The sequence below is a fragment of the Rhodoblastus sp. genome (assembly GCF_052145335.1).
In the GTDB taxonomy this organism is placed as follows: domain Bacteria; phylum Pseudomonadota; class Alphaproteobacteria; order Rhizobiales; family Beijerinckiaceae; genus Rhodoblastus.
Map to the genome: position 1 here is coordinate 1 of NZ_JBKQOU010000063.1, position 13,415 is coordinate 13,415.

Consider the following 13,415-nt stretch of genomic DNA (forward strand, 5'->3'; position numbering starts at 1 on the left):
ATAATAAAGATGATTCTGGATGCAGTCATCACAATAACACATCGCACAGGGTCAAGTCCTATTTCCATGAGCCGGACGGCTCCGAAAGAAACGTTATTTGCGGACAACCGGAATGCGGATCGGGTAGTGTCACTTCCCTTAACGCATGCTTGGATCCAAATTGTTACTAGAGCCTTTTCCGATCCGATTGAATCAGATCGGGGCTCTAGTTTTTTGTTTTTACGCGTTTTCTTCATGCGAACCGGTATCCACTTCGCTTGAAAACGCTCTAATCACAGCGGCTGGCGCGCCTGTGCGGGCATGGGCGTTGCGCTGTCAGGAGCGCGGCGGCGCCAGAACGATTTGCGGACTTTCGTCTTTCAACTCCACCCCGGTCAGCCCTCGGCTCATCGCCTCGCGAAGAATCCACACCAGCTTGTCGGCCGCCTGAGGAATGGTCAGGCCGCCCTGGTCGTGAATATTGGAGATACAATTTCGCTCGCTGTCGCGCCGTCCCATGCGCGGATCGAAGGTCATGTAGACGCCGAGACTATCGGCGACGCTGAGCCCCGGCCGCTCGCCGACCAGCACCACGCAAAGTTTTCCGCCGAGACAGGCGCCGATCTCGTCGCCAAGCGCCACGCGCGCGTAAGTCGCGATGGCCACCGGCCCGATCTTCAAATCCCGCAACCCCGGCAGGCAGGCGGCGATCAGCGTCGCGGCCTGCGCCTGCGCCGCGCCAGCGGAAAGGCCGTCGGCGACGACGAAGACCACGTCGGGCTCGCCTGCCAAAGCCGCCAGCGCCCGCCGCGATTCCGCGTTCAGCTTCCGCCCGAGATCGGGCCGGCGCAAATAGGTCGAGTGGTCGGCGACCTGCGATTGCACGAGGACCGTCGGCAAGGGCGCCAGCGCCTCCGCCAGAGCCCGCGCATCCAGCACGCCGTGCACGGCGTCGCGGGCGCGAGCGTGGGCGAGTTGAAAATCGAGCAGCGCCTGCGTCGGAAGAGAATCGCCGCTGCGTCCCAGCCCGATCCGCGCCGGCGTGGCGGCGCGCAGGGCCGCATAGGGGTCGGCGGGGGCAATCCTGCCGTCGCCGCTCACGCTGAAATCCCCAGAATTCCCAAGCCGCCGAAGCCGGAGCGATGCACATCGGCGATACGGCCTTGCGGCGTCAGGAGACCCATTCGCGCCAGCCAGTCGCAAAATTCCGGCGCCGGCTTCAGCCCGAAAGTCGAGCGCAGGAACAACGCGTCATGGAAGGACAGGCTCTGGTAATTGAGCATGATGTCGTCCGCCCCCGGCACGGTGATGAGAAAGGCGCAGTTGGCCGCCGCCAAGAGCACCATGAGCGTGTCCATGTCGTCGGAATCGGCCTCGGCGTGGTTGGTGTAGCAGGCGTCGCAGCCCATCGGCAGGCCAAGCAGTTTTCCGCAAAACAGGTCCTCAAGCGCCGCGCGGAGAATCTGCTTGCCGTCATAGAGATATTCCGGGCCGATGAAGCCGACCACCGTATTGACCAGCAGCGGCTGGTAGCGCCGCGCCACGGCATAGGCGCGCGCCTCCATGGTCTGCTGGTCGACGCCATGATGGGCTTCGGCCGACAGGGCCGAGCCCTGCCCCGTCTCGAAATACATGACGTTTTGCCCGACCGTCCCGCGCCCCAGCGACAGCGCGGCGGCGTGAGCCTCGTCGAGCAAGGCGAGATCGACGCCGAAATTCCTGTTCGCCGCCTCGCTGCCCGCCACCGACTGGAACACCAGGTCGACCGGCGCGCCCAGTGAAAAAATCTCCAAGGCGTTGGTGATGTGCGTAAGGACGCAGGTCTGGGTCGGAATAGCGTAACGCTGGCGGATTTCGTCCAGCATCTCGATCAGGCTAATGGCGTTCCGCACATTGTCGGAGGCGGGATTGACGCCGATCACCGCATCGCCGGCGCCGTGGGCGAGACCGTCGAGCGTCGCCGCGGCAATGCCTTTCAAATCGTCGGCGGGATGATTGGGCTGCAACCGCGTGGACAGGCGCCCTTCAAGGCCGATGGTGCTGCGGAAGGCGGTGACGATGCGGCACTTGCGCGACACGGCGATCAGGTCCTGGTTGCGCATCAATTTGCTCACCGCCGCGGCCATTTCCGGCGTCAGCCCCGGCGCCAGCGCTTTCAATGCGGCGGAATCGACCTCGTAGGACAGCAGATGGTCGCGCAATTCGCCGACTGTCATTGCGGCGACGGGCGCGAAGGCCTGTGGGTCGTGGCTGTCGAGGATCAGTCGCGTCACTTCGTCGTCCTCATAGGGAACGAGCGCCTCCTGCAGGAAGGTTTTGAGCGGCACATCGGCGAGGATTCTCCGGGCGCCAATGCGGGCTGCGGCGCTCGGCGCGGCGATTGCGGCGAGTTCGTCGCCGGAGCGCAGCGGCGAGGCCGCCGCCAGCAGCTTTTTCAGATCGTCGAAGACGAAATTCTCGCCGCCGCACAGGCCGGAATAAGACATGGGTTCTCCGACTGGACCATTCGCCGCCAGGGCGCTGGCTATTGCAGGCTAGGCCCTTCTTTATGCTCGAACAAGCCGCCCTCCCCGGCTGACCGGCGCGGAAAACTATGACATTCTCCGCCGCCCTCGACAGGCGGCAAAATGGAATTGGGCATGACCGATGAAAACCTGCGGCAATTGGCGCAAAAGGCTGGCGTTTCTCCCTTGTGGAGGGACCAGGCGGGAAGCGAGCGCGCCGTCTCCGTGGAATCCCTGCGTGAAATCCTCGCCGCGCTCGGCCTGCCCGCCGCAACTGGCGGCGAAATCCGCGATTCCTTCGCTTTGCTGGAAAAGGGCGGTCGGAACGGCGCGCCCTTGATCACCGCGGGCATCGGCGAGCCTTTCCGTCTGCCCGGCGCATGCGACGCGGGTAAAATCGCAGTCACGCTGGAAGGCGGCGAAGAAATACTCGTCGCGCCGCTCCAAAGCTTGCCCGACGCGCTGCTGCTGCCCGCTTTCGACCAGCCGGGCTATCACGTTGCGCATCTTCCCTCCGGCGACTTCACCATCGCCACGGCTCCGCAACGCTGCACGACGTTCGCCGACCTGAAGGGCGGATCGGGCTTTGGCTTGGCGGCGCAGATCTATTCGCTGCGCAGTCGCGGCGATGGCGGCATCGGCAATTTCGGCGGTATCGCCGCCCTGGGTCGCGCCGCGGCCGGTCTTGGCGCGGATGTGCTGGCGATCAGCCCCGTGCATGCGCTGTTCGGAGCCGATCCCTCGCGCTTCAGCCCCTATTCCCCCTCGACGCGGCTGTTTTATAATCCGCTGCACGCCGATCCGGCTTGCGTCCTGCCGGCGACGACCATCGCGCAGGCGATCGAAAATGCGGCGCTCGCGCCCGAAATGGCGCGGCTTTCCGCTCTGCCGCAGGTTGACTGGCTGGCGGCGACGCCTGCGCGGCTGCATTTTTTGCAGTGCTTGTTCGAAATATTCCGAGATTCGGCGGAAAACGGCGAATTCGTCGAATTCCGGCGTAACGCCCCCCTTTTTCTGCGCGACCACGCCCTCTTCGAAATCCTGCACCAGAAATTCTGGCGAGAGCAAAAAATCTGGCGCTGGCGTGACTGGCCGGCGGAGTTGCGCGACCCCGCCAGCGCCGAAGTCGCGGCCTTCGCTCAAAAACATGCGGAAAAAGTCGATTTCCAGATTTTCTTGCAATGGCTGACCGGCAAGAGCTTCGGCGCCGCGCAAAAAATCTGCCGCGAGGCCGGAATGAAGGTCGGGCTCATCGCCGATCTCGCCATCGGCACGGATCCTGACGGCAGCCATTCCTGGTCGCGCCCAGCTGACATATTGTCCGGGCTCACCATCGGCGCCCCACCGGATTATTACGCCGCCGAGGGCCAGAACTGGGGGCTGGCGGCGCTGTCGCCACGCGGCCTGCAAACCGGCGGCTTCGCGCCCTTCATCGAGACTTTGCGTGCGAGCCTCCGCCATTCCGGCGGCTTGCGCATCGATCATGTCATGGGCATGAGCCGGTTGTGGCTGATCCCCGAGGGACGCAGCGCCTTGGAGGGCGCCTATGTCGCCCTCCCGCAGGAGGATCTGTTCCGCCTGATCGCGCTCGAATCCTGGCGCCACAAGGCGATCGTCATCGGCGAGGATCTCGGCACCACGCCTTGGGGCTATCGCGATTTTCTGGGGCGCGAGGGCGTCTACGGCATGCGGGTGCTGCGCTTCGAACGCCATGACAACGGCTACACGCCGCCGCGGGAATGGTCGCGCGACGCCGTCGCCTTGACCACCACCCACGACATGATCGCCACGTCGGGCTGGTGGAAAGGCGCCGATCTCGACGACCCGGCGGCGCGCGACGGGGAGCGCGGCATTCTTTGGGACGCCTTCCGCGCCAGCGGCCTGGTCCACGGCGACCGCCCGGCGCGATGGGATTCCTGGCCCGCGGTCGACGCGGCGATCGGCTATATCGCGCAAACGCCCTGCGCGCTGAAAATCGTCGCCATCGAGGACGTCCTCGCCAGCGACGTCCAGCCCAACGTTCCCGGCACGACGGAGGGAAAGCCCAATTGGCGGCACAGGCTCGATGGCGAAGCCGGGCGCCTGCTCGACGATGAGCGCGCCCGGCAGAGGCTGCGCCCCTTCACAAGTTCGACATAAAAGCGGCTTCCTTGACGCGGATCATGGCGCTTACGTGACATGCGCCCTATTTTTTAAGCTCAGGGAGGGAACGGAAGCGCTAGGGCGCATCGACGCCGGCCCAAGGCGCGTGGGAGACATTGCGCGCGAAACAATTGACGGCGCCGCGAAAAAACGGCGAGCCGCCCGAACATCGGGAGTTTTATCGTGAATAAACTTGCAGTTCCGCACGACGGTTTCGTCTTTGTTGGCGACGGCCGCAAAGCCCTTTTTCTTCGCAACGAGGGAGACGAGAAATTCGCCAATTTCATCACCGTGAACGTCATGGCCGAAGAGAATCCGCTCACCCACGAACAGGGGTCGGACCGGCCGGGACGCGCCTTCCAGGGCGCCCATTCCAACGGACGCAGCGCGGTCGAGTCGACGGATTGGCATGAACTCGAAGAAACCCGTTTCGCGCAACGCGCCGCCGTGGCGCTGGAGGCCGTGGTCCGAGAGCGCGCTGCCCCCGCGCTGGTGATCGCCGCCCCGGCGAGGACGCTGGCGGAATTGCGGCGGGTGCTGCACCCCGATGTGAAAGCCAAGATCATCGGCGAAATCGACAAGGATTTCACCAAAATGCCGGTGTGGGAAATCGAAAAGCACGTTCTCGCGGGCTAAGCGGGTTTTTCGGGCGGCGCAGAGGAGCGCCGCCTTTTTTGCGCGCTTTCGAACGTCGCGTGACGCCGTGCCGCGGCAGGCTTAGAGCAGACCCGCCGCCGTCAGCCGCGCCGTTTCGATTTTCGGGCAGCGATCCATGATCACGATCAGGCCGGCCGCCTGCGCTTTGGCCGCAGCGGCATCGTCGCGTACGCCCAGTTGCATCCACACTACCTTGGCCTTGATCGCGATGGCCTGATCGACTATCGGCGCGACAGCCTCCGGCCGGCGAAAAATATCGACCATGTCGACAGGCTCGCCGATGGCCAAAAGGGATTCGCGCGCCATCTCGCCGAGCACGACCTGACCGGCGAGACCCGGGTTGACTGGAATGACACGATAATTCAGCGCCTGAAGGAATTTCATCACTTCATGGCTGGGACGGTCCGGCTTGGGGCTGGCGCCGACCAGCGCGATGGTTTTCACCGAACGCAGCACATCAGCGATCAGCGCGTCGGGATAGCGGAGATCTTTCGTCAACTTTAACCGTCCAACCGCAATTTCGATTTCTAGGCGGCGGAAAGCCGCTCAAGCTCGGCCAGTTCGGCGCTGCGCATAAGTGGCGCCAAAGCATCGATCAATTTCAGGAAGTTAGATGGTCGGAGTGGCGGGATTCGAACCCACGACCCCTAGTCCCCCAGACTAGTGCGCTAACCGGGCTGCGCTACACTCCGACTGTCCGCCTTATAGACAAGGCTTTGCAGGCTGGCAACGGCGAGCGAGAAAAATCGACAGGACTAAATTCCTTAAGCTTTCATTTGCGCCGCGCCTCGTCGAGCAGCCGCACGCATTCTCCCAATTCGGCGAGAATACCCTCCATGCGATGACGGTCCTGCGAGGAGAGAAAAGTGCCGCCAATCGAATCGCTCCGCTCCATTCTCATCGCCTCGGCAGCCACGGACGCGTCGTCGTCAGTCGCCTCAAGCGGCGTGAAAAGATCCGCAGGATTTTCGCGTAGTGGAGCGAGCGCCGCCATCCCTGAGCCGAGGGGCGCCCCCTGCGTACTGCGCCCGTCGCCGCGTGACGCCGCCACCACGGCGCGAGCGCCCTGCTCGCGAAGAATGCGCTGCACGCCCTTGATCGTATAGCCTTCGTTATGCAGCAGGATGCGAATCGCCGCGACGAGATGCACATCGTCCGGCCGGTAATAGCGCCGGCCGCCGACTCGTTTCACCGGCTTGATTTGTGTGAATTTGGTTTCCCAGAAACGCAGGACATGCTGTGGAAGATCGAGTTCTTCCGCGACTTCCCCGATGGTGCGAAAAGCGTCCTGCGTTTTTTCCATCGCGCGATTAGCTCGCTCCCGCCGTCGTCCTGCGCCATTCTAAGCCGTAACGGTGATTTTCGGCCAAAAAAAAGGGTCTTGTCCAGACCCTTTTACGACTTCCAATCGGAAAAAGCGCCACGCCGCGTCCCTTTGGCGCGCGAAAAGCGGGACGCGTCGCCCAAAGTTCAGCCGTCGTTCCGACCGTTGTTAATCCGATCGCGCATGATGTGCGAGGCCTTGAAAATCAGCACCTTGCGGGGCGAGATGGTCGCCTCGACGCCGGTTTTCGGATTGCGGCCGACCCGTTCGCGTTTCGAACGCTGCATGAAAGTGCCGAAGCTCGACAATTTCACATTCTCGCCACGCAAAATGGCGCCGCTGACTTCTTCTATCACCGCTTCGACCAGATGAGCCGATTCGAGGCGAGAGAGGCCAACCCGACGGAAAATCGCCTCGGCGAGATCAGATCTGGTCACCGTGCTGCGGAGGCCGTGGGTGTCGTCGAGAGCGCCTTGAGCGGCTTTATCGCCCTTGCGCGCCGATGCGCTATTGCCTTTACGTGAAAAAACAGACTTCTCAAAATTCGAAGTAATAGCCTCAGTTGTCATGTCGTCGCCCCCCGGAGACAATTTGCCACAAACTTCTTCACAGCGAAGACTCAGCTCCCCCGTCTCAAGCCTGACCGCAGTATTTATAATACTGAAATCACGGAAATCGAACGGAAATCCGCCGATTGCGGAAAGTACGGAGGCGCCTCGCCTGCTTGCCATTCCAGAGGCAGGCGAGCGAGCAATATACGATGACTACAGCACGCCCTCGCGCGTTGATTCAAAATGATAATTTACCATCTGATAATTGCTGCTCCCCAAGTAAACCCACCGCCTATAGCTTCGATCATCACTAGATCGCCGCGTTTGATTCGCCCGTCTTCGCAGGCGACGGCCAAAGCGAGAGGTATCGAGGCCGCGGATGTATTGCCGTGATATTGCACGGTGGTGACGACTTTTTCAGGCGCAATGCCCAGCTTTTGCGCCGAGGCGTCGATGATTCGCCGATTGGCCTGATGCGGCACGAACCAGTCGAGATCATCGGCCGTAACGCCCGTCGCGGCGAAGGCGTCCCGCATCACATCGGTCACATGGCCGACGGCGAAGCGAAAAACTTCCTTGCCCTCCATCCGCAAATGGCCGGCGGTTTGCGTCGTCGAGGGGCCCCCGTCGACATAAAGCTTGGCGCGATGACGACCGTCCGAGCGCAAATGACTGGTAAGGACGCCCCGGTCGGATTCGGAGCCTTCGGGCGCTTCGGACTCTTGCGCTTCCAGCACAATGGCCCCGGCGCCGTCGCCGAACAGCACACAGGTGGTGCGATCCTGCCAGTCCAGAATGCGCGAAAAAGTCTCGGAGCCGATCACCAGCGCCCTTTTATGCGAACCGGAGATCAGGAACTTGTCGGCTGTGGCGACGGCGAAGACAAAACCGGCGCAGACCGCCTGGAGGTCGAAGGCGACGCCCTTGGTGATGCCAAGTTCAGCCTGGATCATCGTCGCTGAGGACGGAAAAGTGTAATCCGGCGTCGAAGTGGCGCAGATGATGAGGTCGATGTCCTCCGCCGCGCATTCGGCCTTGGCCAGGGCGGCTCGCGCCGCCGCCGCGCCAAGGGTCGAAGTGGTTTCGCCCTCGCCGGCGATATAGCGCTGCTTGATGCCGGTGCGCTGCACGATCCATTCGTCGGAAGTGTCGACGGTTTGCTCCAGTTCGCGGTTGCTGACGCAGCGTTGCGGCAAAGCCGAACCGACGCCTTTCACCACTGAGCGCAGGCGCTTGTTCTGTTGCGTCACTTAAGGCGTTCCTTGGCGTTTCTAATTCTTGGGCGTTTTCTTGAGGGTTTTCTTCCAGCGTTTTTCGATGTTCGTTTCATGCCGGATCGGCTTTCCGCTCGATGGCCTCCTCAGCGTCGAATCCGACGCCGAGCACGGCGGCGACCGGTTCGTTGGCGATGCTCATCATGTCGCGGATTTTTTCGAGCAGGCCGTGGCTGACCATGCCATAGGCTATTTCAATGGCGCCTGAGAAGCCGTCGGCGTCGATGCCGCCATGGCCCTTGATGACGACGCCGTCGAGGCCCAGCAGCACCGCGCCCGAGATTTCGCGCGGCGACAATTTGGCCTTGAGATCCGCGAAGGCCGAGCGGGCGATCAGGGCGCCGAGCTTGGTCATCAAATTCTTGGAAAGCGCCTGGCGTAGGTAGGCGCCAATCTGCTTGGCGGTGCCTTCGGCGGTCTTCAGCGCGATATTGCCGGTGAACCCCTCGGTCACCACCACGTCGACCGAGCCGCGCCCGATATCGTCCCCCTCGACAAAGCCGCGATAGTCGAGCAGCGGGGAATCGATCTCCTGAAGCAGCCGCGAGGCGGCCTTGACCTCCTCGATGCCCTTGACCTCCTCGACGCCGATATTGAGCAGGCCGACGGTCGGTCGCTCCAGTTCGAACAGGCTGCGGGCCATGGCCGCGCCCATGATGGCGAGGTCCACATAATGCTGGGCGTCCGCCCCGATGGTGGCGCCCACGTCGAGCACGATCGAACGCCCGCGCATGGTCGGCCAGATCGCCGCCAGAGCCGGGCGGTCGATCTGCGCCATGGTGCGCAGGCAGATTTTCGACATGGCCATCAGCGCGCCGGTATTGCCGGCTGAAACCGCGCAATCGGCCTGGCCCGAGCGCACCGCCTCGAGCGACAGCCACATCGACGAATTGCGCCGCCCGGAGCGCAAAGCCTGGCTTGGCTTGTCGGCCATGCCGACCGAGACATCGGTGTGGCGCAGCAGCGTCTTCTCGGCGAGCAACGGATATTGGGCGAGAAAGGGCGAGACTTTTTCGCGGTCGCCGAACATCAGGAATTCGACGTTGGAATGTCGCTCCAGGAACAGGTTCGCGCCGGGGATCACCACCGACGGGCCGAAATCGCCCCCCATGGCGTCCAGCGCAATCCGCACAGGTTTTTCCATCCCCGCTTTCACTCCGATTCCGGACGCCGCGCCCACCCCCCCGGCAGGCGCGCGACAATAGCTTCTGCTCGCGCGTTGGCAAGCCCCTATAAGAGAAGGTGGCGCTCAGTCCTTCTTGATTTTAGCCAGCGCGGCGAACGGCGAGGGCTTTTCCTCGGCCGTTGGATCGACAATTTCCTGGAAACTCGCGCCTGGCTTGCGGGGATGCGGATCGATGCCGAGCGCCAGGAATTCGGCGCCCAGCGCGCCGAAATCGACCTTGCCGTCAATGATCGGATCGGGGGGATCCTTTTGTTCGGCCAAAGCCGCCGCCTTGTCCCGAGCCGCCTCGATTTCCGCCATCGCCTTGGCATAAGCCGCCTCGGCCTCGGCTTGCGGCGCGAATTCGATCTCGAACGGCTCTTCGATCGAGGCCTCGAAAGGCTCAAGGGTCACCACGCAGTTCTGGGTGACGAAGGCGGTGACCCGTCCCCTTGCGTAAAGCCCTTCGCGGCCACGACGGGAAACTTCGGCCTCGACGACGAGATCGCGCAGCGCGACCAGCCCGTCCTGCTCCGCCAGCGCGGCGCATTCGGCTTCGCTGGCCTGAAACTTCAGCCGCTGGCCCTTTTCGCCGATGGAATCGACGGCCACGGGGCGGGAAAAAGGCGCCGCAGCGCCGTCAAAATTCGATTCGGTCATGGCTTTCCCCATTTCTCCCAAAAGTTGGAACCCGGTTGGAGCCCCGGTCAGGGTTGCGGAAAAGGAACGTCGCCGTGCAAGAACACCTCCAGCGGCGTATCGGCGAGCTGTTTTTGCGCTGCGACCGCGTAGCGGGCCAGGGCGGCGCCGTCGCCGGCCCCGGCGAGAACATTGCGCGCCAGTACGGCGGCCAGCGCCGCCTCGCCCTGCCCCATCGCCTGGGCGTAAGCGGCGCCGCGTCCCATGAAGGCGCCCGCGAGTTTTTTCATCTTTTTCGGCACGCCGACATCGGAAACGCCGATTTCGCGCAAGGCGTCGTCGAAATGCGAAAAAATCGCATTGGACAAGCCTTGAGCGATCTTCGGGCCCGGTTCAGGGGGAAGATTCAGGCGTCGCAAAGCCAGGCCAGCATTGAGCGTCAGAAGTTCGAAACGGCCTACCAATGTGTCGGGAACGCCATAGGGCGGCAGGAAGAAAGCCGGCAGGCGCGATTGCGCCACGATTTTTTCGTGCAGGCGCCCGACGAGTTCTTCATGCGGTTTCTTGCGGAACAGGCCAAAAATCATCTCATCCGATCCCGACCGTTTGATGAGGCCGCCGTCACTCGCTGGCGTCGAGGAAACTGCAGGATGGCCCGAAAACGAGGCCATTTAACGAAAAAACAGGCGTTCCACTTTTTCCGGCGCCGCATTTCCCACGGCCTTGCTTTTGCTCCAACTGGGGGTTAGGCATCTCGGCGGCGGGATGCAAGGACAATCTTGCCGGGAAAGCGGAGAATTACAAATGCTGGCGAATGCGAAATCGCGTCTTCGACGGAAAGCCTCACGCCCCATGGGCGGCGGAAGCATTCTCGTCCTGGCGGCGGCATTGGCCCTTGCGCCGCTCTCCGCCTGCAGCATGATGGACGACAATGTCGTGCATCGTGGATATATTTTCGACGAGCAGAACGTGTCGCAAGTGCGTGTCGGCGCCGCCGCCGAACAGGTGCTGATCGTACTCGGATCCCCTTCCACTACGTCGACGGTCGGCGGCGACGCCTGGTATTACATCAGCCAGAGGGTTGAACGCCCCGCGCCCTTCCTGCCGTCGCACATCGCCGACCAGCATGTCTATGCGGTCTATTTCGACAAGCAGAAGAAAGTCACGCGAATCGCCAATTACGGCCTGGAAGATGGCAAGGTTGTCGACTTCTCGTCGCGGACCACGGTCACCGGCGGCGGCGAAAACCGCTTGCTGCAACAGTTGATGAAACAGGTCGGCAATTTCCAGATGAAGTTCTGAGGCTTAGAGCGTTTTCACGCGAAGTGGATACCGGTTCGCATGAAGAAAACGCGTAAAAACAAAAAACTAGAGCCCCGATCCGATTCAATCGGATCGGAAAAGGCTCTAGCTGCCGAATCGGCTGATTGGTTGCCCCCTACCCTTCTCGCGTCCGCGTTATCGGATATCGGAAGTGAAGCCCCGCAGGCGAAATGGTGGACCTGATCCTCCGATTAAATCGTGGCGATCGCAAAGATAGGAAATTGCAGCGCGCATTTGAGCCTCAGGTCGTCATTTAAGGGCGGCATGACTGTCCGCGCAATTTGTCCGGCGACTTTTCGGCTTGGAAACTCGGCGCAAAGGCCGAGCGAAGACGATGGTCTGCAACTTGCCGCCGAATCGCAGCGATGATTGCTGAATTGCATTTTGACCGCTGCGCCTTCGTAGATCGGGAAAGAAAGCCGCTGTTGTTGGAATGATTCCTGCGCCAGATGAGAGCGGCGCAGACGGCAAACACATCCCAAATAGCCGCCGCATTCTTATCGCACGGCGACGCCCCGTTCAATTTTCCCCCGGCTTGAACCCCGGCGGCGCGTGCATCCAGGGATAGCCATGGGCGGCCTTTTCATAGGCGTAATGATAAAGCGCGCGCATGTAGGGCTGGTCGAAATCCGACGGGTGCGGGGCCTTAAAATCCGGCTCTATATAGGCGAGATTGAAGCCGGCCTTGGCGCGCAAGGTTTCCAGATACATCCGGTAAAAATCGCTGATGCCGCTGTAATTGATCATGGTCGTCACGCCCTTGCCGGCCACCGACAGCGTTCTCCGTTCGGTATCGGTCCACTCAGTGGTGAGGCGCGAATTTCGGATGATGAAGGCGTCCGTGTTTCTCCGATGCCCCGCTTCGGCCCGCGCGATGCGCGGGTCGACCGAAGTCGGGATGAGAAACGCCTGGCTCGAGGCGCCGCCGTCGACATGCATCTCCTGATAGGCGCCGCCGCCGGCGTCGACATCGAACATCACCGGCGGAAAGGCGGCGGGGATGGAGGCCGAAGCCAGCATGATATGGCGAATCAGGTTCAATGCTTCCGGCGTGCCGACTTCAGCGATGGCGCCGATGTTCCAGATAACGGGATAGCCAGCGTCGAGATCGGTCGTCTGGATCAACAGAACGCGGCCCTTCCCGTATTCCTCGGCGATCCGCGCCATCATATGCCCGTCGACATGTTTGGAAATGGTTCCGTAAAGCGGCGCCGTGTCGGCCATGGCGTCGTCGGTCAAGGCCGCAGTGACGAATCTCTTGGTGAAAATGTCGGACTGGACGATGTTGGTGAATACGTCGGTAAGGGCCGCGTCATATTCGGAGCCGAGGAAAGCGAAGGGCGAGATCAGGCCGCCGGTGCTCACGCCGGTCACGAGCTTGAACTTGGGACGGTCGCCGTGCGCCGTCCATCCGACCAGCAAGCCGGCGCCGAACGCGCCATCGTCGCCGCCGCCGGACAAGGACAAGAGATAGGCGGTCGGCATTTCACCGCCGGGCGGAACGTGGAGATATCTGGCCTCGCGGAGCAACTGCTTTTTCTGCTCCGCCGTCATCTGCTCGGGCTGGTCCCTGAAGAAGCGGGCGTTGGGGATGCCGAGAACGCTGGTGGAGCGCCGCAGCTCCGGCGGCACGGCGCTCTTGCGCTCCAGGGTCGAACAGGCGGCCACCGACAGCGTCGCGAGAGCGAGCAGGCCCAGAAACAGACGCTTGGGCGAAGGCAAAACAACTTTCATACTGAATTACCCTGCAATCCTAACGAAGCACCGTGCGAAAGCGGCGACATAAATACAAAAAGAGAGAGCAAATCCTTAAGTTTCAGCGCAATGGCGGTCAACAGACTGGACCCGCGCAGGGGC

General features: G+C 62.2%; 14 protein-coding genes and 1 tRNA gene. 4 read left to right on the forward strand and 11 right to left on the reverse strand.

All coding sequences use genetic code 11. The features are described from left to right. Window positions 1-261: hypothetical protein (locus ACLP2E_RS04145; RefSeq protein WP_442465232.1), on the forward strand; the 261-nt coding region annotated here is incomplete at its 5' end. A gap of 54 nt (window positions 262-315) precedes the next feature. Here ACLP2E_RS04145 and eutC read toward each other — a convergent pair. Both eutC and ACLP2E_RS04155 read right to left on the reverse strand, forming a co-directional pair. Next, entirely contained in the window at window positions 316-1,080 is a 765-nt protein-coding gene (gene eutC / locus ACLP2E_RS04150; RefSeq protein WP_442464212.1) for an ethanolamine ammonia-lyase subunit EutC, read from the reverse strand. After that, window positions 1,077-2,465 carry an ethanolamine ammonia-lyase subunit EutB gene (locus ACLP2E_RS04155; RefSeq protein ID WP_442464213.1) on the reverse strand — a complete coding sequence of 463 codons (1,389 nt, stop codon included), beginning with the start codon at window positions 2,463-2,465 and terminating at the stop codon, window positions 1,077-1,079. Before ACLP2E_RS04155 ends, eutC begins: the two co-directional genes overlap by 4 nt. Before the next feature lie 153 nt (window positions 2,466-2,618). On the opposite strand from ACLP2E_RS04155, the gene malQ reads away from it, so the two are divergent. Together malQ and ACLP2E_RS04165 are read left to right on the forward strand one after the other, a co-directional pair. Further along, on the forward strand, window positions 2,619-4,622 hold the full coding sequence (malQ, locus tag ACLP2E_RS04160; protein ID WP_442465233.1) for a 4-alpha-glucanotransferase: 2,004 nt from the start codon (window positions 2,619-2,621) through the stop codon (window positions 4,620-4,622). Between the two features lie 186 nt (window positions 4,623-4,808). Beyond that, on the forward strand, window positions 4,809-5,261 hold the full coding sequence (locus ACLP2E_RS04165; RefSeq protein ID WP_442464215.1) for a host attachment protein: 453 nt from the start codon (window positions 4,809-4,811) through the stop codon (window positions 5,259-5,261). A gap of 81 nt (window positions 5,262-5,342) precedes the next feature. Here the strand turns inward: ACLP2E_RS04165 and ACLP2E_RS04170 are convergent, their stop codons facing one another. The 8 genes from ACLP2E_RS04170 to ACLP2E_RS04205 form a co-directional block, all read right to left on the reverse strand. Next, window positions 5,343-5,780, reverse strand: coding sequence for a CoA-binding protein (locus ACLP2E_RS04170; protein ID WP_442465234.1), 438 nt, complete (start codon window positions 5,778-5,780; stop codon window positions 5,343-5,345). 116 nt (window positions 5,781-5,896) lie between these two features. Further along, window positions 5,897-5,974 (reverse strand) — tRNA-Pro (locus ACLP2E_RS04175). Between the two features lie 80 nt (window positions 5,975-6,054). Continuing rightward, entirely contained in the window at window positions 6,055-6,585 is a 531-nt protein-coding gene (locus ACLP2E_RS04180) for a MerR family transcriptional regulator (RefSeq protein ID WP_442464217.1), read from the reverse strand. A gap of 167 nt (window positions 6,586-6,752) precedes the next feature. Continuing rightward, on the reverse strand, window positions 6,753-7,043 hold the full coding sequence (locus ACLP2E_RS04185; protein ID WP_442464224.1) for an integration host factor subunit alpha: 291 nt from the start codon (window positions 7,041-7,043) through the stop codon (window positions 6,753-6,755). Between the two features lie 365 nt (window positions 7,044-7,408). Beyond that, window positions 7,409-8,407: a beta-ketoacyl-ACP synthase III gene (locus ACLP2E_RS04190; protein WP_442464218.1), complete on the reverse strand. Its 999-nt coding sequence runs from the start codon at window positions 8,405-8,407 to the stop codon at window positions 7,409-7,411. Between the two features lie 76 nt (window positions 8,408-8,483). Then, the gene (plsX, locus tag ACLP2E_RS04195; RefSeq protein WP_442464219.1) at window positions 8,484-9,575 is read right to left on the reverse strand and encodes a phosphate acyltransferase PlsX; all 1,092 of its coding nucleotides are present in this window, start codon (window positions 9,573-9,575) and stop codon (window positions 8,484-8,486) included. A gap of 105 nt (window positions 9,576-9,680) precedes the next feature. Then, entirely contained in the window at window positions 9,681-10,256 is a 576-nt protein-coding gene (locus ACLP2E_RS04200) for a YceD family protein (protein WP_442464220.1), read from the reverse strand. Between the two features lie 47 nt (window positions 10,257-10,303). Then, window positions 10,304-10,822: a ubiquinol-cytochrome C chaperone family protein gene (locus ACLP2E_RS04205; RefSeq protein WP_442464221.1), complete on the reverse strand. Its 519-nt coding sequence runs from the start codon at window positions 10,820-10,822 to the stop codon at window positions 10,304-10,306. Between the two features lie 217 nt (window positions 10,823-11,039). Here ACLP2E_RS04205 and ACLP2E_RS04210 point away from each other — a divergent pair, with 217 nt between their 5' ends. Next, entirely contained in the window at window positions 11,040-11,537 is a 498-nt protein-coding gene (locus tag ACLP2E_RS04210; RefSeq protein WP_442465235.1) for an outer membrane protein assembly factor BamE, read from the forward strand. A 540-nt stretch (window positions 11,538-12,077) separates the two neighbouring features. Here ACLP2E_RS04210 and ACLP2E_RS04215 read toward each other — a convergent pair. After that, the gene (locus tag ACLP2E_RS04215; RefSeq protein ID WP_442465236.1) at window positions 12,078-13,292 is read right to left on the reverse strand and encodes a patatin-like phospholipase family protein; all 1,215 of its coding nucleotides are present in this window, start codon (window positions 13,290-13,292) and stop codon (window positions 12,078-12,080) included. Between the last annotated feature and the right edge of the window lie 123 nt (window positions 13,293-13,415).